This is a genomic window from Goodfellowiella coeruleoviolacea, assembly GCF_024171785.1.
Taxonomy (GTDB): Bacteria; Actinomycetota; Actinomycetes; order Mycobacteriales; family Pseudonocardiaceae; genus Goodfellowiella; species Goodfellowiella coeruleoviolacea.
Window position 1 is genome coordinate 250,936 of the sequence record NZ_JAMTCK010000010.1, and the last position, 25,389, is coordinate 276,324.

Annotated in this window: 23 protein-coding genes and 1 pseudogene; 17 read left to right on the top strand and 7 right to left on the bottom strand. The window is 72.0% G+C overall.

What is annotated here, in order from left to right; translation table 11 throughout:
- Window positions 1–477: 477 nt before the first annotated feature.
- Genes LX83_RS22505 through LX83_RS22520 form a run of 4 tightly spaced genes read right to left on the bottom strand, consistent with a single transcriptional unit; the run spans window position 478 to window position 5,928 of the window.
- Complete coding sequence (locus LX83_RS22505) at window positions 478–2,217, bottom strand: dipeptide ABC transporter ATP-binding protein (protein ID WP_253774589.1); 1,740 nt, start codon at window positions 2,215–2,217, stop codon at window positions 478–480.
- Window positions 2,217–3,152 carry an ABC transporter permease gene (locus tag LX83_RS22510; RefSeq protein ID WP_253774591.1) on the bottom strand — a complete coding sequence of 312 codons (936 nt, stop codon included), beginning with the start codon at window positions 3,150–3,152 and terminating at the stop codon, window positions 2,217–2,219. Before LX83_RS22510 ends, LX83_RS22505 begins: the two co-directional genes overlap by 1 nt.
- On the bottom strand, window positions 3,149–4,177 hold the full coding sequence (locus LX83_RS22515) for an ABC transporter permease (protein WP_253774593.1): 1,029 nt from the start codon (window positions 4,175–4,177) through the stop codon (window positions 3,149–3,151). Before LX83_RS22515 ends, LX83_RS22510 begins: the two co-directional genes overlap by 4 nt.
- 5 nt (window positions 4,178–4,182) lie before the next feature.
- A complete protein-coding gene (locus tag LX83_RS22520; RefSeq protein ID WP_253774595.1) occupies window positions 4,183–5,928 on the bottom strand; it encodes an ABC transporter substrate-binding protein in 1,746 nt (581 codons plus the stop codon).
- A 178-nt stretch (window positions 5,929–6,106) separates the two neighbouring features.
- Between LX83_RS22520 and LX83_RS22525 the strand changes: the two genes are divergently transcribed.
- Window positions 6,107–6,934, top strand: a complete 828-nt coding sequence (locus tag LX83_RS22525) for a M55 family metallopeptidase (RefSeq protein WP_253774597.1) — start codon at window positions 6,107–6,109, stop codon at window positions 6,932–6,934.
- Window positions 6,927–8,285, top strand: coding sequence for a M20/M25/M40 family metallo-hydrolase (locus LX83_RS22530; protein ID WP_253774599.1), 1,359 nt, complete (start codon window positions 6,927–6,929; stop codon window positions 8,283–8,285). Before LX83_RS22525 ends, LX83_RS22530 begins: the two co-directional genes overlap by 8 nt.
- A 99-nt stretch (window positions 8,286–8,384) precedes the next feature.
- Here the strand turns inward: LX83_RS22530 and LX83_RS22535 are convergent, their stop codons facing one another.
- Window positions 8,385–9,323, bottom strand: a complete 939-nt coding sequence (locus tag LX83_RS22535; protein ID WP_253774601.1) for a coiled-coil domain-containing protein — start codon at window positions 9,321–9,323, stop codon at window positions 8,385–8,387.
- 581 nt (window positions 9,324–9,904) lie between these two features.
- Here LX83_RS22535 and LX83_RS22540 point away from each other — a divergent pair.
- Window positions 9,905–10,297, top strand: coding sequence for a VOC family protein (locus LX83_RS22540; RefSeq protein WP_253774603.1), 393 nt, complete (start codon window positions 9,905–9,907; stop codon window positions 10,295–10,297).
- Complete coding sequence (locus LX83_RS22545; RefSeq protein WP_253774605.1) at window positions 10,294–11,169, top strand: sigma-70 family RNA polymerase sigma factor; 876 nt, start codon at window positions 10,294–10,296, stop codon at window positions 11,167–11,169. Before LX83_RS22540 ends, LX83_RS22545 begins: the two co-directional genes overlap by 4 nt.
- Window positions 11,170–11,409: 240 nt before the next feature.
- On the opposite strand, the gene LX83_RS22550 is transcribed toward LX83_RS22545, so the two are convergent.
- Together LX83_RS22550 and LX83_RS22555 are read right to left on the bottom strand one after the other, a co-directional pair.
- On the bottom strand, window positions 11,410–12,627 hold the full coding sequence (locus LX83_RS22550; protein WP_253774608.1) for an erythromycin esterase family protein: 1,218 nt from the start codon (window positions 12,625–12,627) through the stop codon (window positions 11,410–11,412).
- Between the two features lie 177 nt (window positions 12,628–12,804).
- Window positions 12,805–13,818, bottom strand: a complete 1,014-nt coding sequence (locus LX83_RS22555; RefSeq protein ID WP_253774610.1) for a BtrH N-terminal domain-containing protein — start codon at window positions 13,816–13,818, stop codon at window positions 12,805–12,807.
- Between the two features lie 355 nt (window positions 13,819–14,173).
- On the opposite strand from LX83_RS22555, the gene LX83_RS22560 reads away from it, so the two are divergent.
- The 13 genes and pseudogenes from LX83_RS22560 to LX83_RS22620 all read left to right on the top strand — a co-directional run.
- Window positions 14,174–15,490 carry a cytochrome P450 gene (locus tag LX83_RS22560; protein ID WP_253774611.1) on the top strand — a complete coding sequence of 439 codons (1,317 nt, stop codon included), beginning with the start codon at window positions 14,174–14,176 and terminating at the stop codon, window positions 15,488–15,490.
- Window positions 15,491–15,637: 147 nt separating this feature from the next.
- Entirely contained in the window at window positions 15,638–16,345 is a 708-nt protein-coding gene (locus LX83_RS22565) for a TetR/AcrR family transcriptional regulator (protein ID WP_253774613.1), read from the top strand.
- Between the two features lie 139 nt (window positions 16,346–16,484).
- Window positions 16,485–16,934, top strand: a complete 450-nt coding sequence (locus LX83_RS22570) for a helix-turn-helix transcriptional regulator (protein WP_253774615.1) — start codon at window positions 16,485–16,487, stop codon at window positions 16,932–16,934.
- A gap of 5 nt (window positions 16,935–16,939) precedes the next feature.
- Window positions 16,940–17,350, top strand: a complete 411-nt coding sequence (locus LX83_RS22575) for a VOC family protein (protein WP_253774617.1) — start codon at window positions 16,940–16,942, stop codon at window positions 17,348–17,350.
- A 337-nt stretch (window positions 17,351–17,687) separates the two neighbouring features.
- Window positions 17,688–20,096, top strand: a complete 2,409-nt coding sequence (locus LX83_RS22580) for an ATP-binding cassette domain-containing protein (protein WP_253774619.1) — start codon at window positions 17,688–17,690, stop codon at window positions 20,094–20,096.
- 195 nt (window positions 20,097–20,291) lie between these two features.
- On the top strand, window positions 20,292–20,579 hold the full coding sequence (locus LX83_RS22585) for an SHOCT domain-containing protein (protein WP_253774621.1): 288 nt from the start codon (window positions 20,292–20,294) through the stop codon (window positions 20,577–20,579).
- 173 nt (window positions 20,580–20,752) lie between these two features.
- Window positions 20,753–21,181: a tautomerase family protein gene (locus LX83_RS22590; RefSeq protein WP_253774623.1), complete on the top strand. Its 429-nt coding sequence runs from the start codon at window positions 20,753–20,755 to the stop codon at window positions 21,179–21,181.
- A 16-nt stretch (window positions 21,182–21,197) separates the two neighbouring features.
- Window positions 21,198–21,509, top strand: a complete 312-nt coding sequence (locus LX83_RS22595) for a DUF4158 domain-containing protein (RefSeq protein WP_253774625.1) — start codon at window positions 21,198–21,200, stop codon at window positions 21,507–21,509.
- Window positions 21,510–21,801: 292 nt separating this feature from the next.
- Complete coding sequence (locus tag LX83_RS22600; protein WP_253774627.1) at window positions 21,802–22,155, top strand: hypothetical protein; 354 nt, start codon at window positions 21,802–21,804, stop codon at window positions 22,153–22,155.
- A gap of 15 nt (window positions 22,156–22,170) precedes the next feature.
- A complete protein-coding gene (locus LX83_RS22605; RefSeq protein WP_253774629.1) occupies window positions 22,171–23,076 on the top strand; it encodes a hypothetical protein in 906 nt (301 codons plus the stop codon).
- A 483-nt stretch (window positions 23,077–23,559) separates the two neighbouring features.
- Window positions 23,560–23,925, top strand: coding sequence for a YybH family protein (locus LX83_RS22610; RefSeq protein ID WP_253774631.1), 366 nt, complete (start codon window positions 23,560–23,562; stop codon window positions 23,923–23,925).
- Window positions 23,926–24,045: 120 nt separating this feature from the next.
- Window positions 24,046–24,918: a PhzF family phenazine biosynthesis protein gene (locus LX83_RS22615; protein WP_253774633.1), complete on the top strand. Its 873-nt coding sequence runs from the start codon at window positions 24,046–24,048 to the stop codon at window positions 24,916–24,918.
- A gap of 63 nt (window positions 24,919–24,981) precedes the next feature.
- Window positions 24,982–25,359 (top strand): annotated as a pseudogene (locus tag LX83_RS22620) (TetR/AcrR family transcriptional regulator C-terminal domain-containing protein); the annotation flags it as partial.
- Window positions 25,360–25,389 lie beyond the last annotated feature (30 nt).

Here is a 25,389-nt window from a genome sequence, read left to right on the forward strand (position 1 = left end):
AGGGGTGACCCGGGGTTGGTGACGACATGCGCCAGCAGGCCGACCCGCGGGAGTCGAGAATTCTTATCGGTCGGTATTAATCAGCAGGGAACACAGGGTGTGTGACAGGTAAAGCAGTGCGGCTGCACCGAGGTTAGCAGCGGAAACGCAGCGAGTCAGCATTTCGGCAATGATAATTTTTTCCGTCGATCGGCGGATTGCCCGGGCCGCGACGGCTACGCTGAGCCAGCACCTGCGGCGAGGCAATACGCCATGCTGGTGCATTTCCTCGCCGGCGTCAGGGCGGCGCGGAAACAGATACCGGTGATAACCGGTATTGAACAGTGCGGAAAAGATCAGCCCGAGCGCCGTTCGATAATCTCGTCGACAACTCCGGGGATCGCTATTTCCTGATCGGTTCCGAACCGTTCTCGGATCCGCGGCGGGAAAACGGGCCGTGCCGGGACGCGGTGTCGCGTCCCGGCACGGCGTTCTCGCTCAGCCCGCGTCGCCGGCGGCCAGTTCCACCTCGTCCAGCGAGCCGGGCGCGTTGGGCATGGCCGCCAGCAGCGAGCGGGTGTAGGGGTGCTGGGGGGCGAGCAGCACGTCCTCGACCGGCCCCACCTCCACCAGCTCACCCTGGTACATCACGGCCACCCGGTCGGCGATGTTCCAGGCCAACCCGAGGTCGTGGGTGATCACCAGGGCTGCCACCCCCAGTTCCACCCGCAACCGCAGGAACAGGGCGAGGATCTCGCCCCGCACCGAGGCGTCCAGCGAGGCCACCGGCTCGTCGGCGATGAGCACCCTCGGGTTGAGCGCCAACGCCCCGGCGATCACCACGCGCTGGCGCTGACCGCCGGACAGCTCGTGCGGCAGCACCGAGAAGAACTGCTCCGGCGGGCGCAGCTCGGCCTTGCTCAGCGCGTCGGCGACCCGCCCGGCCTCGTCGTCGCCGATCCGGTGGATGCGCAGCCCCTCGGCCACCGCCTCGTACACCGACTGGCGGGGGTTGAGGGCGCTGGTCGGGTCCTGCAACACCAACTGGACCTGCCGCCGGTAGTCCCGCAGGCCCCGGGCGCTGGTGGGCAGCGGCTGCCCGTCGAAGTACACCCGGCCGCTGGTGGGCTGCTGCAGCCCGAGCAGGGTGCGGGCCAGCGTGGTCTTGCCCGACCCGGACTGCCCCACCAGGGCCACGATCTCGTTGGGGTGGACCTCCAGGGTCACCCCGGCCACCGCGTGGGTCTGGCCGCCCCGCCGGCCCCCGAACCGCACGTGCAGGTCCTCGGCGCGCAGCACCGGCCGCGTCGAGGCCCCCGAGGACTCCGAGGGCTCCACTGTCGGTGCGGTGGCCGGCTCGGCGGCGGGCACCAGCCGGTGCGCCGGGTCGCCCACCACGGGAAACGCCGCGGCCAGCGCCTGGGTGTGGGCGTGGCGGGGCTGGCGCATCACCTGCTCGGCCGGGCCCTGCTCGACCAGCTCGCCCCGGTACATCACGGCGATCCGCTGGCAGGTGGCGGCCAGCACCGACAGGTCGTGGCTGATCATGATCAGGCCGATGTCGTGCTCGGCGACCAGCCGCCCCATCAGCTCCAGCACCTGGGCCTGCACGATCACGTCCAGGGCGGTGGTGGGCTCGTCGGCGATCACCAGGCGGGGCTGGCAGGCCAGCGCCATGGCGATCATCACCCGCTGCTTCTGCCCGCCGGACAGCTCGTGCGGGTAGGCATCCGCCCGCCGCGCCGGCAGCTCCACCTGTTCCAGCAGTTCGGCCACGCGCGCGCGGATCGCGGCGGGCGACAGCGAGGTGGGCGCGCGCCCACCCCAGCCGTGCAGGCGCAGCGGCTCGGCGATCTGCTCGCCGATGCGGCGCACCGGGTTGAGCGCGTGCATCGCGCCCTGGAACACCACGGACGCCCCAGCCCACCGCACCGCGCGCAGCCGACCCCACGACATCGTGCGGACGTCCTCACCGTCCAGCAGCACCTGCCCGTCGACGCGGCTGGACTTGGGCAGCAGCCGCAGCACCGACATGGCCAGGGTGGACTTGCCGCACCCGGACTCCCCGGCCAAGCCCAGGGTCTGGCCCGAGGCCAGCGACAGGTCCACCCCGCGCACCGCGTGCACCTCGCCGCGCCCGCTCTGGTAGCGCACGTGCAGGTCACGCACGTCCAGCAGGGTGGGCGCGGCGGCCTTCTGCTGGTCGACCGGCTCGCTCATCGCCGTCTGCTCCGCCATCACCGCTCCCCTGCCGAGTGCGCCAGCCGCGGGTTGAGCACCGTCTCCAGTGCCCGGCCGCACAAGGTGAACGCCAAGACCACCACCACGATCCCCAGGCCCGGCGGCAGCAGGTACCACCAGGCGCCCTTGGACACCGCGCCGTGCAGCGACGCGGAGTGCAGCATCGACCCCCAGGACACCCGGGTGGGATCACCCAGGCCCAGGAACGACAGGGTGGATTCGGCGATGATCGCGCTGGCCACGGTCAGCGTGGTGTTGACGAACACCAGCGGCAGCACCGCGGGCAGCACGTGCTTGCCGATCACGTGGCCGTGCCCGCCGCCCAGCGCCCGGGACCGCTCGATGTAGGGGCGGGCCTCCACGGTCAGGGTCTGGGCCCGCACCAGCCGCGCCGTGGACGGCCAGGACGTGACCCCGATCGCGAGGATGATCGTGCCCAGCCCCTGCGGCAGCACGGTGGACAGCACCAGGGCCAGCACCAGGGACGGCAGCACCAGGAAGAAGTCGGTCACCCGCAGCAGCACCGAGGACACCCAGCCGCCGAAGTGCGCCGCGCACACCCCGACCACGGTGCCGATGCCCACCGACAGCAGCGTCGCGGCCAACCCGACCAGCAGCGAGACCTGCGCGCCCCACCAGGTCAGCAGCAGCACCGACCGTCCGGTGTGGTCGGTGCCCAGCCAGAACTCGCCGCTGGGCGCCTGCCAGGGCGCGCCGGGCGCCCGGGTGACGTCCAGGCCGGTCTGGTCGGTGAGCGCCGGTGCCAGCACCGCCAGCAGCACGATCACCCCGAGCACGACCAGGCCGGCCACGCCGCCGCGGTCGGTGGCGAACTGCCGCCACACCCGCGCCGCGGCGGCGCGCCGCCGGGCCCACACGAGGGCCGTGGCGGTGCGGGGTGGGGTGGACGGTGGATTCTGTGTCGTGGTCATGCGGCACGCACCCTCGGGTCGAGGACTCGGTAGAGCAGGTCCGCGATCACGTTCATGGCCACCACCGAGCCGGTCAGCACGATGAAGATCCCTTGCAGCAGTGGGAGGTCGGGGCCTTGCAGCGCCTCGTAGGTGAGCAGGCCCAGGCCGGGCCAGGAGAACACCGTCTCCACGGTGATCGCCCCGGACACCACCAGGCCCAGGTGCAGGAACACCAGGGTCACCGTGGGCAGCAGGGCGTTGGGCACGGCGTGGCGGCGCCGGACCAGGTCGTCGCGCAGCCCCTTGGCGCGCGCGGTGGTCAGGTAGTCGGCGTTCATCTCCTCCAGCAGCGAGGAGCGCATCACCAGCAGGTACTGCGCGTAGATCACCGCGACGAAGGTCAGGCAGGGCAGCACCATGTGGTGGGCGGTGTCCAGGGCCTGGGACAGGAAGTCCGGCGGGGTGTCCGGGTAGCGGATGCCGCCGCTGGGGAACAGGTTCCCGGTGGCGATCATCAGCAGCAGCCCGAGCCAGAACGTGGGCATCGACCACAGGGTGAGCGAGACGCCGGTGGAGACGCGGTCGAAGCGGCTGCCCCGCCGCCAGGCGCCCTTGATGCCCAGCCACAGGCCCAGGATCACCGCGATGATCGTGGAGGTGCCCACCAGCAGCAGGGTCGGGCCGAGCCGCTCGGCGATCAGCTCACCGACCGGGCGGCTGTAGACGTAGGACGTGCCCAGGTCGCCGCGCGCCAGCCTGCCGAGGTAGTCGAGGAACTGCTGGAGCAGCGGCCGGTCCACGCCCAGGCGTGCGCGCAGTTCGGCCTGTTGGTCGGCGGTGACCGGGCGGCCCCGGGTCATGGACAGCACGGGGTCGCCCGGGATCACCCGGAACAGCAGGAAGCCCAGCACCACCACCAGGAACAGGCTGGCCAGCGCGCCACCGAGCTTGCCGGCGACGTAGCGCAGGGTGCTGCCGCCCCTGCCGCGGCGCGCCGCCGACTCGGCGAGTGCTTCCTCGACAGGGGCGAGTGCGTCGGTCACTGCTCCTACTCCCGCTCGTCCGCGGTGCTGCCGCGCCGCCTGGCCACCAGCAGCCCGCCACCGGCCAGGACCACCACGACGACCACCACGACACCGATCACCAGGCCGGTGCTGCTGCCGGCGCCCGCGCTGGTGGCGGCGACCGGGGTGGCGCTGTAGTAGCCCCAGTAGCTGCTCTGGGCCATGATCACACCATCCTGGGCCGGCTGCTTCTGGAAGCCGTCGAACCGGTCCTTGCGGTATCCCTCCAACGCGTTGTCGTAGTCCAGCATCACCAGGGGGGCCTGCTCGTAGAGCCGCTGCTGCATCTTGCGGACCAGCTCGGCCCGCTTGGTGCGGTCGAACTCCGCGCTCTGCTGCGCGTAGAGGGCGTCGTACTCGGCGTCGCAGAAGAACGAGTCGGTGGTGCCGCCCTTGCCGTCCGGGTTGGGCCGCTGCGCGCAGGTGTGCAGCGAGAGGATGTAGTCCGGGTCGGGGTTGGAGCCCCAGGTGCTCACCTGCAGGTCGAAGTTGCCGGCCGTGCTGGTCTCGTTGAACTGGTTGTCGGAGACCAGCTGCACCTCGACGCCGATGCCGATGTCGCTGAGCCAGCGCTTGACGTACTCGGCGGTCTGCTCGTCGAAGGCGCGTCCGCTGTGGCCGAGCAGCCGCAGGGTCAGCGCCCGCCCGTCCGGGCCGACCCTGGTGCCGTCGGCGCCCTTGGGGTAGCCGGCCGCGTCCAGGTCGGCGTTGGCGGCGGCGGGGTCGAACTTGCGTTCCTGGCCGGCGGCCGGCTGCCAGTGGTAGTCGCCCCACATCGTGGGGATCAGGCCGGTGGCGGGTTCGGCGTAGCCGCCCATCACCTTGTTCACGATCGTGGTGACGTCGATGGCCTTGGCGATGGCCTGGCGCACCCGCACGTCCTTGAGGGCGGGGTGGCCGTCGCCGATGGGCTGGCCGTCCTTGGTGGCCGCGCCCGGGTTGATCAGCAGCTCGTTGAACCGGCGGCCCTTGGCCTGGTTGGGCACGATGTTCGGGTCGTTCTTGAGGGAGTCGAACTGGGCCGGGGCGAGCCGGTTGACCAGGTCGACCTCACCCTTCTGCAGGGCCTGCACCGCGGCGTCGGCGTTCTTGTAGTAGACGAACTGCAGCTCGTCGTACTTGGCGGGGCCGCGCCAGTAGTCCTTGTTGGCCTTGAGCTTGATGTACTCGTTGGCCTTGTACTCGGTGAGCACGAACGGTCCGCTGCCCACCACCGGGGTGGTGTCGTTGGCGTAGGTGGCGATGTCGCTGACCGAGGCCCAGACGTGCTCGGGCACGATCGGGACCTCCATGGCGGTCATGGTGGTCACCGGCACCTTGGTCTTGATCACCACGGTGTGTTCGTCGGGAGCGGTGACCGACTCGAAGTTGGCCACGAAGTTGCCGTTGGCGGTGGCCGCGTCCGCGTTGGTCATCATCAGGTTGTAGGTGAAGACGACGTCCTTGGCGGTGATCGGCTGACCGTCGGACCACTTCGCGCCCTGGCGGATCGTGTAGGTCCAGGTCAGTTTGTCCGCCGAGGTTTCCCACTTCTCCGCCAACCCGGGCGTGGGCTGGTTGTGGGTGTCGAAGGTGGTGAGGAACTCGTACATCAACCGGCCCAGTTCGGTGCTGGACTGGAAGATCGCGATGAACGGGTTGAGTGTGTCGATCTGCTGTGTGATCGCGACCCGCAGAGTTGTTCCGCCGGCCTGCTGGGCGGCGGCTTGCAAGGCCACCCCCGGGGCCATGACTGGGGCTGCGACCAGCCCGAACACCGTGACGAGAGCGCCGATGGCTCGGCCTACCCATCGTCTGTTGACGCGCACCGTGACCACACCTTTCCAGAAGAGTGCCAAGAAATAACCATCCGGCGGTATCGCAAGTCAACGAGTACCCACGGAACTTGCCAAGACGTAACGTTGGCCCGTGCGGATCATGATCTCGGCTGACATGGAAGGCGCCACCGGCGTCACCTACACCTCGGACGTCATACCCGGAACAGAGCAGTGGCAGCGGTTCCGCCGCCTGTTCACCGGCGACGTCAACGCCTGCATCGCCGGACTGTGCGCCGGCGGCGCCACCGACGTCCTGGTGAACGAGGCGCACTCGTCCCAACGCAACCTCCTGTTGGAGGACCTGGATCCCCGGGCCCGGATGCTCACCGGCCGACACAAGCCGCTGTCGATGATGCAGGGCATCCAGTCTGGTGTGGACGGTGTGGTGTTCCTGGGCTACCACGCCGGCGCCGGTGCCGACGGCGTGCTCGCCCACACCTATCTGGAGAACTCCATCACCGGGGTGTGGCTGGACGGCGTGCCCGCCAGCGAGGGACGGCTCAACGCCGCCATGGCCGCCGAACACGGCGTGCCGGTGCTCCTGGTCACCGGCGATGACCAGACCTGCCTCGACGCCGCCGACTACGCCCCCCAGGCGGTGGGCGTCGCGGTCAAGGAGTGCGTCAGCCGCTACGCCGCGATCTGCCTGCCGCCCGCCCGCACCGCCGACCTGATCACCGAGGCGGCCCGCGAGGCCATGGCGCGGGCCGGCCGCGACGAGCCGAGCACCGGGCCTCACCGCATCGAGGTGGAATTCGACGCGACCCACCTCGCGCACGCCGCCGCGGTAGTGCCTACCGTAGAGCTGATCGGCGTCCGCAGTGTTGGCTTCGACGCGCCGTCCATGACCGAGGCAATGAAAGCGTTCAAGGTGGTCACCGCGATCGCGTCTGGAGCAGTTGAGGGAATCTATGGTTGAGCCCACCCCCGTCACCACCGGTGCGACCCAGGTCCGCGAGCCCGGTGACCCCGCCGCCGACGTGGTGGACCTGTGTTCGGCTCTGATCCGGTTCGACACCACCAACCGAGGCAACGGCGACAGCGCCGGCGAGCGGGAGGCCGCCGAGTTCGTGGCCGCCGCGCTGTCCGCGGCCGGCCTGTCCCCGACCCTGCTGGAGGCCGCGCCGCGGCGCAGCAACGTGGTGGCCCGGCTGGCCGGCACCGAGCCGGACCTGCCGCCGCTGCTGGTGCAGGCGCACCTGGACGTGGTGCCGGCCCGGGCCGAGGACTGGACGGTGTCCCCGTTCTCCGGCGAGATCGCCGACGGCTACGTGTGGGGGCGTGGCGCGGTCGACATGAAGGACATGATCGCCATGGTGCTGTCGGTGCTGGCGGCCTGGTCGCGCACGGGCCGCCGCCCCCGCCGTGACCTGGTGCTGGCGTTCGTGGCCGACGAGGAGGACCGGGGCGATGTGGGGGCGCACTGGCTGGTGAAGCACCACGCCGAGCTGTTCGCCGACTGCGCCGCCGCCATCAGCGAGTCCGGTGGCTACTCCTACGCGGTGCCGACCGCCTCCGGTGGGCTGGTGCGGCTGTATCCGGTGGCCACCGCCGAGCGGGGCACCGCCCACCTGCGCCTGACCGCCCAGGGTCGGGCCGGTCACGGGTCGCGGCGCAACGACGACAACGCCGTGGTCACCCTGATCGAGGCGCTGGCGCGGCTCACCGCCCACCAGTGGCCGGTGCAGCTGACCCCGACCGTGCGGGCGTTTCTGGAGCGCACCTCGGCCGCGCTGGGCGTCACCGCCGATCTGTCCGATGTGGACGGCACGCTGCGTCGGCTGGGGCCCGCCGCGGCCCTGGCCGAGTCCACGGTCCGCAACAGCACCACCCCCACCGTGCTCGACGCCGGCTACAAGGTCAACGTGATCCCCGGGGCCGCCGCCGCCGAGGTGGACACCCGGGTGCTCCCCGGCAGCGAACAGGACCTGCTGGCCGAGGTCGACCGGTTGATCGGGCCCGGTGTGCGGCGCGAGCTGCTCACCTGGCAGCCGGCGGTGCAGGCGCCGGTGGACTCGGTGTGGTTCACCGCGATGGCCGACGCCCTGCGCGCCGAGGACCCGGAAGCCGTGGTCGTGCCGTACTGCATGGGCGGCGGCACCGACGCCAAGGCCTTCGCCACCCTGGGCATCGACTGCTACGGCTTCTCGCCGCTGCTGCTGCCGCCCGGCTACGACTACCGCGCGATGGCGCACGGCGTGGACGAGCGGGTGCCGGTCGAGGGCCTGCGCTTCGGTGCCCGCGTGCTGGACCGGTTCCTGTCCAGCTAACCGCCCGCCGCGCCGGGGCCGGCCCCGCATCACCCAACCCCGCCTCCGGGGCGGGGCACGGGGCCGGCCGCCGGAGGCGGGCAGGCTGTCCGACCGCCCTCACTCAGCGGCGGGACCCGGCGCGGCCGCCGGGCTGGCCGGCCGGGCCGCACCGGCGGCGGCCAGGGCCTGCCGCGCCTGCCGCAGCTCCTCGCTGACCTGGTCCAACTGCTGTTCCGCCCGGTGTGCGCGGGCCAGGGTCTGCGCCCGGGCCTCGTCCACGGCGGCGTAGCGCTCCTGGGCCACCCGCCGCTCCTGGTCGATGGCGGCAGCGGCGGCAGCGCGCTGGTCGGTGAGTTCCTGGCGCAGCCGCGCGAGGTCGTCGGCGGTGGCCCGGCGCTCCTCCGCCTGGGCGGCGCGCTGGGCGACCATCTCGGCGCGCAGGTGCTCGACCTCGCCGCGGGCATCGGCCGCGGCCTGTTCCGCGCGTTCGGCTCTGCGCTCGGCCTGGCTGGCCTGGGCGCGTGCGGCGTCGCGTTCGGCGCTGAGCAGGGCCACCCGCTCAGCGGTCTCCTGGCGGAGGCGATCCACCTCGGCCGCGGTGACCTGGCGAATCCGGTTGATCTCCGCGTCGGTGGCGTGTCGGATCTGCTCGATCTCCTCCTGGGTCTGCTGCCGGACGGCGTTCACCGTGCTGGCCGCCTCGGCCTGGGCCGCGGCGATGTCGCGGGCTGCCTGCTCGGCTGTCCGGGTGGCCTCGGCCACCGCGGCGTCGCGTTGCTGTCGAGCCTGCTGGGCGGCCTGGTCGGCGTGGTCGGCCGCGGCCGTGGCCTCAGCGGCCCGTGCTTCGGCGGCCCGGCGTGCCCGCTCGGCGTCGCGCCGCCGCTGCTCGGCCTCGGCCAGGGCGGCCTCGGCGTCGGCCACCGCCCGTGCTGCCTGCGCCTGGGCGGCGTGCACCTGGGCCTCGGCCGCGCTGGGGTCGGCCAGGGTGCCCAGTTCGGCCACGGCGCTGGTCAGGGTGGCGACCAGGCGGTCGGACAGGACCCGGAACTGATCCAACAGCTCTCCTGAACGCAGTCGGGCCGCAGTGATCGGTTCAGCGTGTTTTGTCACGGTGACGGAAGTAGTCGCAGGTTCTGCCTCCTGCTGGAGCCGCTGTCGTTCGCGCCACGCCCGCCATCGGGTGTGATCCGGCAGGTCGCAGTACTCGGAGGGCCGGCCCGGCCCGTGTCCTCGCCGCACCGGCCGGGTGCAGCCCGGGTAGTTGCAGACCGCCGCCTGACCCTCCGGGCGCTCCGGCGCCCCGGTCCCCTGATCATCAGCCACCCCAGTATCGTAGCGTTAATAACGTAACAAACAAAACGAAACGCTAACACGTAACGAAAATGACCCGAGATCCTGACTTCCGATAAGTGAACCTTATCGGCGGTTACGGAAACCGTTGGATTCCAGCACCGGGTTTCGTTGGCGTCCTCGGCGACGAGCCCATCCGGCGTCGCCGCCGACCGCTCGTCGCGGGGGCCGGCGTCGACCACCGGGCCACACCGGCAGAACCTGTTACCTTCTCCCGCCGGCACTCGTCATGGGGGTGACGACGCACCACGAGCGGGCGTCGCACCCACGAGTGAATCGAGAGCAGAGTGCTGACCGACATCATGTACGTGACGATCTACGTCACCGACCAGGACCGCGCGCGGGAGTTCTACACCGAGGGGCTCGGCCTGGAGAAGCGGATCGACGTCGCGGGCCCCGACGGACGTTTCCTCACCGTCGGCGTTCCCGGCAGCGCCGTGCAGATCCTCCTGTGGTCGCACGGGCCGACCGCGGGGCAACCGCGTCAGGCCGACCAGCACTCCGCGCCCGGTCCCCTGATCCTCGAATCCGATGATCTGCGGAAGGACGTCGAGAGCATGCGCCAGCGCGGCGTCACCTTCACCGAGCCCGAACCCGTGGACTATCCGTTCGGGGTCCGCATCGAGGCGGTCGACCCGGACGGCAACCGGATCTCACTGCGTCAACAGCGGCAGCCGTGAGCGGCCACCCGTCCGACCTCGTCACCGAGGCGTTCGAAGCCCAGCGCGATCGGCTGCGCGCCGTCGCCTACCGCGTGCTGGGCTCGCACGCCGACGCCGAGGACGTGGTCCAGGAAGCCTGGATGCGTCTGGTCCGCCAGGACGAGGCGACCATCACCAACCTGGCGGGTTGGCTGACCACCGTGGTCGGCCGAATCAGCCTCGACGTCCTGAGATCGCGCCAGGCCCACCCCGAAGCCGCCCGCGGGCAGGAACTCCCCGACCTCGTGGTGACGCCCGCCGACCACCCCATGCCGGACGAGCAGGCGGTGCTGGCGGAATCGGTCGGTCTGGCCCTGCTCGTCGTGCTCGACTCGCTCACCCCGGGCGAGCGCCTGGCGTTCGTCCTGCACGACATGTTCGCGGTCCCGTTCCAGGAGATCGGCACGATCCTGGGCAAATCCGCTGACGCCGCCAAGATGATCGCCAGCCGTGCCCGCCGCAAGGTCCACGCCAGGGACCGGCCGGCGGGCCCCGGTCGCGAGCACCGGGAGGTCGTCCAGGCATTCCGCGCCGCCGCCGTCGACGGAGACTTCGCAGCGCTCCTGCGTGTCCTGGACCCGGACGTGAAGCTGACGGTCGACACCTCCACCGGCGTGGTCGTCACCCTCGGCGCCACCCAGGTCGCCGCTGGCGCCCGCATGTTCTCCGGCGAGGCGGCCCGCCACCGGCCCGTGCTGGTCAACGGCGTCCCGGGCCACATGTCCTGGCGTCCCGACGGAACACCCCTCTCCGTCATCGCCTTCACTGTCAGCGCAGGCCGGATCAGCGCCATCCACATCGTCGTCGACCCGGTCAAACTCGCCGCGATCCCGCTGTCCGCCCCAGCGTGAGCCCGTGTCGTCGGGGTCGGTCCGGCAGGTGGATCATCCCGGGCCGACCCCGACCGGGCGCGGTGGCGTGGAACCCGTGCCACCGCACGACGCGCGCGCCGGGAACGAGCGCGTCCTGCGGTGGAAACGACCGTGCGGCGCAGATGCGGCGTCCTCGCCGGTGTGCCTCGGCGTCGAGCGCGGGCACGGGGTGTGCCCTGGCCGGTCCGACACCGCCGCCCGCCAGCGCACAGCGCTCCGCTACCAGTACCGGTGCTGCTTGCCGTCGGTGTCGGTGACGAAGATGACCGCGTCGGCGGCGTCCACGTCTGCTGGGGTCAGCGGGAGGTGGCCGCGCGCGATCGGTTTGCCCGTGCCGATGGCCGGGGCAAGCGCGGCGCGCAGGGCCGGTGCCGGAAACAGGGCGCGTCGGGTGGTCGCCTCGGCCAGCGCGTGCTGGAGGGTGCCCGGATCGCTGTCGGGGCTGGCGTCGGTTGCCACGAACAGGTAGCGCTCGCCGAGGGTGAGTTCGACGAGCGCGCCAGCACTCCCCCAGTTCGCCTCCTCGTCGCCGGCCGGCATGAGGGATCGCCCGCCTCGCAGGTGCGCGTTGTGCGCGAAGGCCAGGATCGGCCCGCGTCGCTGTTCCCGCGCCACGATCGCGAGCAGGTTCTCGGCCATCATCTCGGTGCGCAGGCTGAACAGGGTCGCCACGCGGTCGGGCGCGGGACTGGCCATGGCCGCGTGATAGCGCAGCAGACCCTGGGCGGTGCGCGCGTGCGCGAGGGCGTGGTCGTAGCCGGTCGGGTGGGCACGGCGCAGGCTGGGCGCCGCCCGGCGCAGCGCGCTGGCGAGATCGTCGGCGACGATGCGCAGGGCGCGAGCGCGCTCGGAGTCGCCGATGGACGCCGCCGGGTCGAACATGGCCGCCTCGTTCGTCCAGTCCGCGTCCTCGCCGAGCAGCGCGTCGAGGTCGCGGGCTGACCCGGGCCGCAGTGCCGAGGGCAGGTAGTCGTGGACCGAGCACAGTGCGCGTCGTGGGCTCGGCGCACCGGAGAACTCCATCGGCGCGTCGAAGCCGTGGAAGCGCACCCGGTCCCGGGGCGCGCGCCCGGCGTTGTGCGCGCGGAGCCATTCGACGAGTTCGCGGTTGCCCGGCACGGTGCCGAACCCGTGGCTGAACCCGGTCGCGAGCACCGTGTCGATCTCCGCCGCCGCCCCGCACACGTAGTCGTCCACGACGGACGCGGCGAAGGTGTCGGTCTCCAGCACGATCGACCGGAATCCCCGGTCGACGAGGTGGCGGAGGATGTCGTTGCGCAGCACCGGGAACGCCTCGATCCCGTGTGTCGGCTCGCCGAGGGCGAGCAGGACCGGCGGCTCGGTCCGCGCGGTGAGCAGTTCGTCGACGGCGCGGCCCAGGCTCGCCGGGTCGTCGAGTGGGCGGCCGATGTCCCGCAGTGGTGCGACAGCGGGCATGGACATGTGCACCTCTATTCGTCGGGCAAGCTGGCTTCGACACTATCGTTGAAGAGTCGAGTGAAACTCTGCGGAGAAAACGCCGGAGTTCGAGCGGTCGAAGCCTCAAAGGGAGGTGCAAGCCGTGTCCGTCGGCCAGCCCCGAGGGCACGGGGTGGCCGCGCTGGTGAGCCGCTGTCAGACCTGGACCGCGCTGGGGGTTTCGCTGCCCAGCCGGCTCAGCGCCCGCATCGCCTCGCGCTCGATGCGGGAGAGATCACCCAGGACGCTGCTCGCCCGGACGAGGTGGCGCGCGTCGCCCGATTCACCGGCCTGTCTGATCAGTGCCGCGACGTCCGTCCACAGGGTGGCTGCCTCGGTGTACAGCCGGTGGCCGGTGCGCAGGTGGTCGCTGTCGAGCAGGTGGCCGCACTCGGCGAGGAAGTCGCGGTAGAGGTTGCGGAACAGGGCGCCGCCCGTGCCGGCCTTCTCCATCAGCAGGGCGGCCTGCGGCAGGTCCCGCTGCGGGGTGTCGGTCCGCTGCAGCCAGGTGCGCACCAGCGTGCTGGCCTTGTCGATGCCGCGGTGCCCGAGGTTGGCGATGGGTGGGTTGAGGAAGGCGTCGGCGCAGGCGGTGATGGCGGCGACGATCCGGCTCCGCGGGGAGGGCGGGTTGCCCGCGAGGGTGAGGGTGAAGGACCGGTGTTTGGCGGTCATCGGGCCGCGCGCGGCCCTGGCCTGGGCGAGGCTGGTCAGGCTGGTGGACACCGCACCGCCTTGCTGCTCGGTGTCCACCAGGTAGGCGTGCTGGTCGTCGTAGCCGTACATCGCGACGACGTGGCCACCGAAGTGGACCTTCGTCTCGAAGTAGTCGAGGTAGTAGCTGTCCAGCTGCAGTCCGACGGGGTGACCGGCGTTGAGGGGGCCCGCCACGTTCTCCCAGGCCTTGCGCGGGGAGGTGGTCTCCTGGACCAGCAGGTCCAGTCCGAGCCTGGCGGCCAGGTTTCTGGTGAGTTCGAACGGCTTGACCCGTCCCCCGAGGAAGGGGAAACCCATGTTCTTGCCGTCCCAGTAGAGGAAGGACAGCCCGGAGCCGAGGCCGAAGAGCATGGGCTCGGACAGATCGAGTCCCTGGTGCCGCAGCAGCACCCCCAGTGCCGTGGTCTCGCAGTGCTGCCCACCGCGGGCGTCGATGTCTCGCACCGTCGTCATGCCGTTGTTCTCCTGAACGAGGGTGATCAGTCGGGTGATCAGGGGCCACGGCCGCGCGGCCGGGTGCGGCGCCCGAGGGTGAGCAGGCCGTCCCGCACGCCGTCATGGTGGACTCTCCCACCGGGGGAGAGTCCACGGCCGCGTCACGGTGGTCGACGTGGTCAACCGCGTCAGCGGGCGCTGGGCGCACCGGTCCTGGGGCACCCGGTGCGCCCGCTCCACGATCGACAGGAATGGGCCGCAATCGTGCATGTCATGCATTGATGCACGGCATGCACGATCGCCGGTAGTCTCGCGATCACCACCGCGAGCGACGGGGCCCGGCCCACACCGGCCCCGGGAACAGGACAACCCGATGAACGTCCCCCAGGACCGGATCGAGGAGCAGCCCACCGTCACCGGGTCGGAGACGGTCGCGCTGCGGCAGCTGATGCCGCCCGAGCTGTTGGAGCGCAGCAGGACGTGCCCGTTCGACCCGGCCCCGGGGCTGGAGCAGCGACGCGGGCAGGGCCCGGTGCAGCCGCTGGAGCTGGGCAACGGCGCGCGGGCGTGGCTGGTGACCGGCTTCGCCGAGGCTCGGGAGGTACTGGCCGACCCGCGCTTCAGCTCCGACCGGATCCGCTACCGCGACGCCACGCAGATGCAGCCGCACGAGGCCGCTGAACTGGCCAGCGCGGCCGAGCGGGGTGAACCGGTCCGCCCGGCCCCGATCGAGTCCCGCACCGACGGCATGTTCATCTTCATGGACCCGCCCGAGCACACCCGGCTGCGCCGGCTGCTCACCGGCCAGTTCACCGTGCGCCGGATGAAGGCGCTGGAGTCGCGGGTCACCGAGATCGCCGTCGAGCACATCGAGGCCATGAAGGCCGCCGGCACCGAGGCCGATCTCGTCCCCGCCTACGCGCTGCCCATCCCGTCGCTGGTCATCTGCGAGCTGCTCGGCGTCGACTACGCGCAGCGGGACGCGTTCCAGGAGAACACCGCCGTGGCGCTGAGTTCCACCGCCACCGACGAGCAACGCGCCCGCGCCGGTGGCGAACTCTACGCGTTCATCGCCCAGCTCATCGCGGCCAAGCGGGCCAACCCGGCCGACGACCTGCTGTCCGGTCTCGTCCACGACGCGGATCCGCCCCTGACCGACGCCCAGCTGATCGACCTGGCCCTGGTGCTGCTCGGCGCCGGCCACGAGACCACCGCGAACATGCTCGCCCTCGGCACGTTCGCGCTGCTGGACAACCCCGAGCAGCTCGCCGCGCTGCGCGCCGACCCCGGGCTGATCGACCAGGCCGTCGAGGAACTGCTGCGCTACCTGAGCATCATCCAGCTCGGGGTCACCCGCATCGCGACGGAGAGCGTCACCGTGGGCGGGGTGCGCATCCCCGCGGGCGCGACCGTGGTGATCGCGGTCCCCGAGATCAACCGGGACTCCCGGCGCTGGAGCGACCCCGACCGGCTCGACCTGCGGCGCGAGCGCACCGCGCACCTGGCCTTCGGCCACGGGGTCCACCAGTGCCTCGGCCAGCAGCTGGCCCGCATCGAGATGCGCATCGGCTACACCGAACTGTTCACCCGGCTGCCCAACCTCCGCCTGGCCACGCCAGCCGAGGAGGTGCCGCTGCGCAACGACATGCTGATCTTCGGTGTGCACTCGCTGCCCGTGACCTGGGCCTGAGCCCGGCGGCGGACGGGGCGGGCACGGGCGGTGGGCGCCGTCCTGGTCGCCCATAATCAACACCTGGCCGGCGCCACCCCACCCGATCACGGGCGGGGTGGCGCCGGGAAAGCCGCCCGGCACGCGTCGGTCAGGAGAGGAGGCAGGGTGAGCCACCCCGGGACGCGGGACACCGCTGCTGTTCCCGAAGCCGCCACGGCGGTCGAGGTGTCCGCGGTGGGCCGCCGCGAACGCAAGAAGCAGGCCACCCGGGCCGCGCTGCGCGCGGCGGCACTGCGCCTGGCCGTGCGCCACGGCGTGGAGAACGTGACGGTCGAGCAGATCGCCGCCGAAGCCGACCTGGCCCTGCGGACCTTCTTCAACCACTTCTCCAGCAAGGAGGAGGCCGTGGTCGCGGCGGCGGCGGCCGGCGCCGAGGCACTGGTCGCCGAGTTCCGGGCCCGGCCGCCGGGCGAGTCGGTGCTGCAGGCCATCCGCGAGGCCGTCCTGGTGGTGATGGACCGCGACGACGCCGTCGGCCGCGACCACATCCAGGTGCTGCGTCTCATGCAGCACACCCCCGCGCTCGTGCGGCAGCAGATGGCCGTGCTCACCGCTCAGGAGCGGGCACTGGCCGACGCCATCGCCGACCGCGTCGCGGCCGGGGACCGAGCGGATGTCTACCCGCAGCTGTGCGCGGCCGCCGCGCTCGCCGCGCTGCGGGTCGTGTTCTCCCGTTGGCTCAGCCGCACCGCGAACACCGAGGACACCCCGGCGCTCGCCGCACTGCGCGACGAGGTGGACGACGCCCTCGCGCAGTTGGCCGCCGGCCTCGACCGACCGGGAACACCGGGGCAGCGCCCCGCGGCGCAGTAGCCGATCGTCACGCAGCGTGTCCGATCCGCGGCGCGGGCGTGGGGACCCGCCCCGCTCGGCGAGGCCGGGGCGCCCTCCCCGGCGCTGCGGGGTCCCGCAGCCAGCGCTGCGCCGCGGCGGATGTGGCACGATTCCGCGCGTGACCAGCACACACGCCCCTGAGCAGCGGCTGCGTGACCTCGCGCGGCTGCGCCGCGTCCGGGACCGGATCGACCGGGACTACGCCCAACCGCTGGACGTCGAGGCGCTGGCCCGCAGCGTGCACATGTCGGCAGGGCACCTCAGCCGCCAGTTCCGGCTCGCCTACGGTGAGTCACCGTACAGCTACCTGATGACCCGGCGCGTCGAGCGCGCCATGGCGCTGCTGCGCCGCGGCGACCTCAGCGTCACCGAGGTCTGCTTCGCGGTCGGCTGCTCGTCGCTGGGCACCTTCAGCACCCGCTTCACCGAACTGGTCGGCATGCCGCCCAGCGCCTACCGCCGCCAGGCGAGCGGCGCCACGGACGGGATGCCCGCCTGCGTGGCCAAGCAGGTCACCAGACCGATCAGGAATCGAGAAGCGTCGGCCAGTCAGCCCAACCTAGTGTGACCAGCATGGATATCACGATTCACCAGACCTTCCTGCCGCACGACGACCCGGAGGCCGCCCTGGCCTTCTACCGCGACACCCTCGGTTTCGAGGTCCGCAACCACGTCGAGTACGGCGGAATGCACTGGATCACCGTCGGCCCCGTCGGCCAGCCCGGCACGTCCCTCGTCCTGCAGCCGCCGACCGCCGCCCCCGGGCTCACCGACAACGAGCGCCGCACCATCGCCGAGATGATGGCCAAGGGCACCTACGCCGCCATCAACCTGGCCACCAAGGACCTCGACGGCACCTTCGAACGGTTGCAGGCCAGCGACGCCGAGGTCGTCCAGGAGCCGACCGAGCAGCCCTACGGCGTTCGCGACTGCGCCTTCCGGGATCCCGCGGGCAACCTGATCCGCATCCAGGAACTGCGCTGACCGGTCCGGCGATCGCGCCCCCCTGCTGCGCGGACGGCACCGTGCCGGCGGTCACGCACGGCGCCGAGGGCGGGCGCCTGGTGTCACCGCCGACGCCGGCCCCGGTGGCACCCTCCCCGGGGCCGGCGTCCCGCCGCTGAGCACCGCTCCTCGCGGCCACGCCCAGCGGCGGGACGGGCGAGCACCGGTTCACCCACGGTCAGCGCGCCCGGGTGACCACTGCCTCGCGCGCGACCGTCCACGAACAACCCGATGTGCTGCTCGACGCTGGTCGATCGAGCACGGCGACCCGACGGGAGGCCGCGACAGCGGCCCCGTCCACCCAGATGGAGACATGATGAGCACGGCCCCGAGGACGGACACGCGGTCGCCTGCGCCGCAGGTTGCCGACAGCCACGACCTGATCCGCGTGCACGGCGCGCGCGAGAACAACCTCAAGGACATCAGCGTCGAGATCCCCAAGCGCCGGCTGACGGTGTTCACCGGTGTCTCCGGCTCGGGCAAGAGTTCACTGGTGTTCAGCACGATCGCCGCGGAGTCGCAGCGGCTGATCAACGAGACCTACAGCGCCTTCGTGCAGGGGTTCATGCCGACGCTGGCGCGGCCCGAGGTCGACGTGCTCGACGGGTTGACGACCGCGATCATCGTCGACCAGCAGCGGATGGGCGCCGACCCCCGTTCCACGGTCGGCACCGTCACCGACGCGAACGCGCTGCTGCGCATCCTCTTCAGCCGGCTCGGGCAGCCGCACATCGGCGCGCCCAGCGCGTTCGCCTTCAACGTCCCCTCGGTCCGGGCGAGCGGCGGGATCACGGTCGAGCGCGGGGCCGCCAAGACCGTGCGGCAGACCTTCACCCGCCTCGGCGGCATGTGTCCACGCTGCGAAGGCCGGGGCACGATCTCCGACATCGACCTCACCCAGCTCTACGACGACTCCAAGTCGATCGCCGAGGGCGCGTTCACCATTCCCGGCTGGAAGTCGGACAGCTTCTGGACGGTGCGGCTCTACGCCGAGTCGGGTTTCCTCGACCCGCACAAGCCGATCCGCAAGTACACCAAGAAGGAGATGCACGACTTCCTCCACCGCGAGCCGACCAAGGTCAAGGTCGAGGGCGTCAACCTCACCTACGAGGGGCTGATCCCCAAGATCCAGAAGTCGTTCCTCGCCAAGGACCGGGAGTCGCTGCAGCCGCACATCCGGGCGTTCGTGGACCGGGCGGTCACCTTCACCGTGTGTCCCGACTGCGCCGGCACCCGGCTCACCGAGGCGGCCCGCTCGTCCCGGATCAGGGGCATCAACATCGCTGAGGCGTGCGCCATGCAGATCAGCGATCTGGCCGCGTGGGTGGGCGACCTCGACGAGCCGTCGGTGGCGCCGCTGCTCGCGACGCTGCGGCACACGCTCGACTCGTTCGTGGAGATCGGGCTGGGCTACCTCGCGCTGGACCGGCCGTCGGGCACGCTGTCGGGTGGCGAGGCACAGCGCGTCAAGATGATCCGCCACCTCGGGTCGTCGCTGACCGACGTCACCTACGTCTTCGACGAGCCCACCATCGGGCTGCACCCGCACGACATCCAGCGGATGAACAACCTGCTGCTGCGGCTGCGCGACAAGGGCAACACCGTGCTCGTGGTGGAGCACAAGCCGGAGACGATCGCCATCGCCGACCACGTCATCGACCTCGGGCCGGGCGCCGGCGCGGCGGGGGGCACCGTCTGCTTCGAGGGCACCGTCGCGGGGCTGCGCGCCAGCGGCACCCTCACCGGCCGCCACCTCGACGACCGGGCCTGCCTCAAGGAGACGGTGCGCACGCCCACCGGCCGGCTGGAGATCCGCGGCGCGAACACGCACAACCTGCGCGACGTCGACGTCGACATCCCGCTCGGGGTGCTCGTCGTGGTCACCGGTGTCGCCGGCTCCGGCAAGAGTTCGCTCGTGCACGGGTCGATCCCGGCCAGCGCGGGTGTGGTGTCGATCGACCAGAGCGCGATCCGCGGCTCGCGCCGCAGCAACCCGGCGACCTACACCGGGCTGCTCGACCCGATCCGCAAGGCGTTCGCCAAGGCCAACGGGGTGAAGCCGGCGCTGTTCAGCGCCAACTCCGAGGGCGCCTGCCCCACCTGCGCCGGCATCGGTGTCATCTACACCGACCTGGCGATGATGGCCGGGGTGGCGAGCACCTGCGAGGACTGCGAGGGCAGGCGGTTCCAGGCGGCGGTGCTGGACTACCGCCTCGGTGGCCGCGACATCAGCGAGGTGCTGGCGATGTCGGTGACCGAGGCCGAGGAGTTCTTCGGCAGCGGCGAGGCGCGCACACCCGCCGTGCACGCCATCCTCGGTCGGCTCGTCGACGTCGGGCTCGGCTACCTCAGCCTGGGTCAGCCGCTCACCACGCTGTCCGGCGGTGAGCGGCAGCGGCTCAAGCTGGCCACCCACCTGGCCGACAAGGGCGGCGCCGGTTCCCGCGTGTACGTGCTCGACGAGCCGACCACCGGCCTGCACCTCGCCGACGTCGAGCAGCTGCTCGGCCTGCTCGACCGGCTGGTCGACGCCGGCAAGTCGGTCATCGTCATCGAGCACCACCAGGCGGTCATGGCGCACGCCGACTGGATCATCGACCTGGGGCCGGGCGCCGGCCACGACGGTGGCCGGGTCGTGTTCGAGGGCACGCCCGCCGACCTCGTCGCCGCCCGCTCCACCCTCACCGGGGAGCACCTCGCGGCCTACGTCGGCGCCCGCGGGTGAGCCGACGTGGGGTGCGCGGGACCCGCACGGTGAACCCGAGTCCCTGAGCCGTCGGTTTCCCGACCCCGGGGAACCGACGGCCGGCCGCGTGCCGCCTCCCCGGGGCGGGTGGGAGGTGGTGGTCCGCCGGCGTGTCGGGGCGGACCATGAAGGGGAACACCCCACAGGCCGGGACTGTCCGCGGAGGCGATGGCGATGGACTGGTACGACCACGGCGTGGGGCCGTGGGCCTACGGGCTGATGGTGGTGGGCACGGTGGTGTTCTGGGGGCTGGTGATCCTGTCCATCATCGCGCTGATCCGCTACCTGACCAGTGCGTCGGCCCGCGCGCACCGCGGCGCTGCGGGTGCGGCCGAGCAGGTGCTCGCCGAGCGGTTCGCCCGGGGTGAGATCGACGAGGACGAGTACCACCGGCGGCTGGACACGCTGCGCGGTGGGCGGCGGGGGCCGCCGCGGTCGGGGCCTGCCCCGAGTGGGGCCTGATCCGTCCGCCGCGGCCGAGACGGCCGGCCGACCCGCCAGCGCCGCCGCGGGCGTCCCGCGCGCCAGCAGCGCGACACGACAAGCGGTCTGTACCTACTAGTATGTACGATCAGTGCTCTCGGATCATCGATGACTGGGCCGCGGCCCACCGCCTGCTGAGGAGAACCACTGACATGCCACTTGTTCGCGTTGACGCGCTGCGGGCCGACGGCGAACGGCTCGACGCGCTGGGCCGCGCGGTGCACGACGCCCTGGTCCAGACGCTCGGCTTCCCGCCCGACGATCGGTTCCAGATCCTGGCCAGCCACGACGGCGCCAGTGGCACCCTGCGCTACGACAACTACCTGGGGGACCGCGACGACGATCTCGTGTTCGTCGCGATCACCCTGCGCTCCGGGCGCACCACGGCCCAGAAGCAGGCGCTGTACCGGCGGATCGCCGAACTCGCGCACGAGTACGCGGGCACCGAGCCGAGGAACGTGTTCGTCACCCTGACCGAGAACGAGTCGAGCGACTGGTCGTTGGGTGACGGGGTGGCGCAGTACGTGGGGAGCGGCCGGAATACGCCGGAAAGGGGCAACGGGACCAGTAGCTGCCGTTGAGGGGGCGCCACCCGCCTTGCTGATCATCCGGCCGGGGTATTTCCCGAAACTGGAGGACGTGCCGCTCGTAGTCGTCGACCATGTGCGCGGTGAGCTGGGACTGGGCGAGGACGTGACGACGACACACGAGTCACCGCGAACCGCGAAGTGGCACCGCCAACTCGTGCGCCGGTTCGTCGGCGTGACCTACGAACCGGCCAAGGTCCGAGCGGTGGCGGAGTCGGCCATCCGCAAGGCGGTGCAGCACCGCGACCAGCCAGCCCTCCAGGTCGGTCACGTCCTCGGGCATGACCAGCGCGGCCTTGCTGGGCGCTCACCCGGTCGGTGATCCGGTCCTCGTGGCGGGCGGCGGGCGGTGGGCCTCCCTCCCGGTCACGCGCCACGGCATCGGGTGCGGCTGCCGTTGTCTGGCTCCTCTGGCGTCTGGCCACCGGTGCGGTCGTGACCGGCAGCTTCACCAGTTCTTGCCCTCAGCCCGGACAACCCTTCTACCGAGCGGAAGAGCGGCGGCATCGTGTACCCGTACCGGTGAACGGCGCGCGGAGACGTTCGGGCCGGCTCGGGCCAGGGCACCGCATCGGTGGGCGCCCACCGGCATACGGAAGGACTGACGGGTAGCAATGAGCGCTTCCGGACCAGGCATGGCCGTGCGGTGGGCACTGGCCGGGCCACTGCTGGCCAGCGGCGTGTTCGTCGTCCCGTTGGCCGGGCGGGTCGCCTCGTCGTGGGGCGTCGACCTGACCCGGCCGAGGATCGCGCTGCTGGACGATTCCGCGCCGGCTGGTCTGGGCGAGCGGATCAGCGAGGCGCTGACCAGCACGCCAACGCTGCTGTGGGGCGTGCTGCTGGCGGTGCTGGTGGTCGCCAACTGGGCACGGCCGGGCAACTGGCCGCGGATCGCGCTGGTGGCGACCTGCCCGGTGGCGCTGGTGAGCGTCCTGTCCGCCCTGGTGGATCTGGGCTCGCGGTGGTGACGACCAGGCCTGGCCGTGGGCTGGGAGGCGGCCACCGGGCTGGCGAGCGCCGCCCTGTCCTGGGGGAGCGCCTGGCTGGCCGCGCGCGTGTTGACCCGACCGGTGACGCGCGACGTCGCCCGGTCACCGGTCGAGGTGGTGTTCCGGCTGCGCGACGGGGCCAGGCTGCGGCTGCGACACCGCGGGCTGCTGCTGGACCTGCTGCCGTTTCCGAACCCCGGCGCGGAATCCGGCACGGCCTCCGCACTGCGGCTGGCCATCCCCTACCACCGGGTGTGCCTGGCTCAGCCAGGGGTGCTCGCGGGCGTGGACGGCAGGTGGGCGCTGCCCAACGGGAGCTGGACCCGGCTGTCCGAGGGGCCGGCGCTGCGCGTGGTCGGTGGTGGCCAGCAGTGGCTGCTGCCGTTGACCGACGTGGTGCGGGTGGCCGAGGTGATCGGCGAGCGGGTGCGGAGGCTGGCCGAGCGGGGCGGGGCAACGGCGTGGGGGACGGTCCCGGAGCCGACCCCGCCAACCGAGTCAACCGAGCCGGTCGAACCGGTCGAACCGTCCAGGTTGTCTGAGTTGTCTGGGCTGTCTGGGTTGCCTGGGCAGGCCGGGCCGGGCCAGAACCCTGGCCGGGTCAGGCGGGTGCGCGCGGTGCACGTGTCCGCCGCGCCGCTGGTGGCCGCGACACTGGCCGCCGTTGGCCTGGTCGGCACGTCGGTGCGGTACGCCGTCGTCGATGCCGCCCCGGCGGGCCTGATCACCGCTGTCGCGTTCGCCGGCGTCGCCGTCGGCGGTGGGGTCATGCTGCGCCGCTTCCACGCCACCCGCCGCCGCGGTGAGGAAGACCCGCGTCCGGCGGACGCGAGGCCCTGGGGAGGGTACGACCCGAACCGGGCGCCGGTCGCCGGTTGGGCCGCTGGGGAAAACCCCTGAGCACATCGCCGCGAATGTCCGTCATGTCCGCCAGTGATCGCGCGAGTCGTCTTCAGGCAGTGCGCGGAACCCAGTCCGGCCCTCCCCCACGACACCGGGGCGTCCTCCCGGGGCCAGCCGAGCGGGGGCCGCGCGACGGAGGCAGTCGGTGGTGCGCATGGGCTCACCACAACCCTGCAGCCCAGTCGGTCGCTGGACTAACTGGCGGCACCCGCCCGGAGCCCCCGGTTACTGGTCCCGTTGCCCTTTTCCGGCGTATTCCGGCCGCACCCCTACGTCACCGGTCCCCAGCGCGGCCAGCCGGCGGCGGTGGCCCGTCGTCGTTCCCCGCGCGCGGGACGCCGCCCGGCACACGCCCCACCGGCGCGACCAACAGTCCATAACTGTTGCTTCTGCTTCTCATATAATCTAGATGTTGGACTTCTTTCTCGTGGTCAGCGACGCTTGTGGGGAAGTGAACGCAGGATCACCAGGAGGAAGTCCGTGGCGGAACACGAGAAGGCGATGCGGCCTGAAGACCTCACCCGCTTGTTCGTGGAACGGGCCAACGCCGGCGACGCGGCCGGTATCGCCGCGCTCTACGAGGAGAACGCGGTGATGGCCTACCCGCCCGGCCAGCAGACGGTCGGCCGGGCGGCGATCCGCGCGCTGTGGGAGAAGGTGCTGGCCCACGCTCCCCGCTTCGAGCCGGAACCGCCGCTGCCGACGCTGATCAGCGGCGACATCGCCCTCACCGCGACACCGCCCAAGGACGGGGCGGGCGCACGCGCGCAGGTGGTGCGGCGTCAGGCCGACGGGAGCTGGCTGCGGCTGCTCGACCAGCCCGAGTTCGTCACGCCCACCCGGTAGCCATCGCGCGGTGTCGGTGCTGCTGGCTGGACACACCACCCCGAGCCAGCAGCCCAGCCGCGTCGAGGGCGCGGGCGCGGGGCGTCCGCGCCCGGCCGGTGCGGCTGGGAGGATGGCGCCATGACGACGAGCCTTCCCGCCGACGCGGGTCAGCCCGGGCGGGACGCTCGGCGCTTCGCCCAGGTCGACGTGTTCGCCGGCGGCGCCCACAGCGGCAACGCCCTGGCGGTTGTCCTCGACGCGCAGGACCTCACCGACGAGCAGATGCAGCGGTTCGCCCGGTGGACCAACCTGTCGGAAACCACGTTCCTGCTGCCGCCGACGACCGCGCAGGCCGACTACCGGGTGCGCATCTTCACCCCGTCCGGCGAGCTGCCCTTCGCCGGCCACCCCACGCTGGGCAGCTGCCACGCCTGGGACAGCCAGCGCGGCGGACCGGCGCGCGAGCACATCGTCCAGGAATGCGCCGCCGGCCTGATCAGCATCCGCCGGACCGACAACGGCTTCGCCTTCGCCGCGCCACCCCTGCTGCGGGAGGGCCCCGCCGACACGGACCTGCGGCAGCTCATCGCCACCGAACTGGGTCTGGGCAGCGAGGTCATCCGGGACGTCCGGTGGGTCGACAACGGCCCTGGGTGGGTCGCCGCGCTGCTGGACAGCGCGGACAGCGTCCTCGCCGCGCGCACGCCCGCCACCACACCGCCGCTCGGCCTGGTCGGCCCCCATCCGCCGGGCGGGCCCTACGCCTTCGAAGTCCGGGCCTTCTTCCCCGGCCCGACCGGAGCGATGCTGGAGGACCCGGTCACCGGCAGCCTGAACGCCGGGGTGGCGCAGTGGCTCATCGGCAGCGGACAGGCCCCCGAGCACTACCTCGCCCACCAGGGCACCGCCGTGGGCCTGGACGGCTGCGTGTCCGCGCAGCGCGACACCGACGGCAGGATCTGGATCGGCGGCGCCACCACGACCCGCATCCACGGCCAGGTCCACTTCTGAGCCGACCTCACCGCGCGGGGGCCGGGTCCCGAGGACGGAGGAAGTCCGCCGCACGAGTGGTTCGCGGACCTGCTCGGCGGTCGCCCCCACCTCGGCCCGCACGCCCTGGCCCACCTGGAGGCGACCCTGACGGCCGTGCACCAGGCCCCCGGCTTCGCCGACATCGACGCGGTGCTGAGCGCCGTCGAGGCGGTCAACGCCTACACCATCGGCGCGATCCGCGGCGAGGTCACCGTGGCGCGCGCCGAACGCGCCACCGGCATGGACGAACACCAGTGGCAGCGCGTCACCGGCCCCTACCTGACCCGAACCCTGGCCACCGGCCGCTACCCCACCCTGGCCAAGGTCGTGCACGACGCCAGGCACCTCGACCCCGACGCCACCTTCACCGCGGGTCTGGAATACCTGCTCGACGGCATCGCCGCACGCCACACCCGCTGACCCGGCGCAGCACCGCCCGGCAGGCCCGGT

Bases quoted from the DNA above. Each gene is read 5' to 3' on its own strand.
- LX83_RS22590 (WP_253774623.1), top strand. From the start codon at position 20,753: ATGCCACTTGTTCGCGTTGACGCGCTGCGGGCCGACGGCGAACGGCTC.
- LX83_RS22510 (WP_253774591.1), bottom strand. From the start codon at position 3,152: ATGACCACGACACAGAATCCACCGTCCACCCCACCCCGCACCGCCACG.
- LX83_RS22530 (WP_253774599.1), top strand. From the start codon at position 6,927: ATGGTTGAGCCCACCCCCGTCACCACCGGTGCGACCCAGGTCCGCGAG.
- LX83_RS22560 (WP_253774611.1), top strand. From the start codon at position 14,174: ATGAACGTCCCCCAGGACCGGATCGAGGAGCAGCCCACCGTCACCGGG.
- LX83_RS22555 (WP_253774610.1), bottom strand. From the start codon at position 13,818: ATGACGACGGTGCGAGACATCGACGCCCGCGGTGGGCAGCACTGCGAG.
- LX83_RS22600 (WP_253774627.1), top strand. From the start codon at position 21,802: ATGAGCGCTTCCGGACCAGGCATGGCCGTGCGGTGGGCACTGGCCGGG.
- LX83_RS22585 (WP_253774621.1), top strand. From the start codon at position 20,292: ATGGACTGGTACGACCACGGCGTGGGGCCGTGGGCCTACGGGCTGATG.
- LX83_RS22550 (WP_253774608.1), bottom strand. From the start codon at position 12,627: ATGCCCGCTGTCGCACCACTGCGGGACATCGGCCGCCCACTCGACGAC.
- LX83_RS22580 (WP_253774619.1), top strand. From the start codon at position 17,688: ATGAGCACGGCCCCGAGGACGGACACGCGGTCGCCTGCGCCGCAGGTT.
- LX83_RS22575 (WP_253774617.1), top strand. From the start codon at position 16,940: ATGGATATCACGATTCACCAGACCTTCCTGCCGCACGACGACCCGGAG.
- LX83_RS22615 (WP_253774633.1), top strand. From the start codon at position 24,046: ATGACGACGAGCCTTCCCGCCGACGCGGGTCAGCCCGGGCGGGACGCT.
- LX83_RS22505 (WP_253774589.1), bottom strand. From the start codon at position 2,217: ATGGCGGAGCAGACGGCGATGAGCGAGCCGGTCGACCAGCAGAAGGCC.
- LX83_RS22520 (WP_253774595.1), bottom strand. From the start codon at position 5,928: ATGGCCCCGGGGGTGGCCTTGCAAGCCGCCGCCCAGCAGGCCGGCGGA.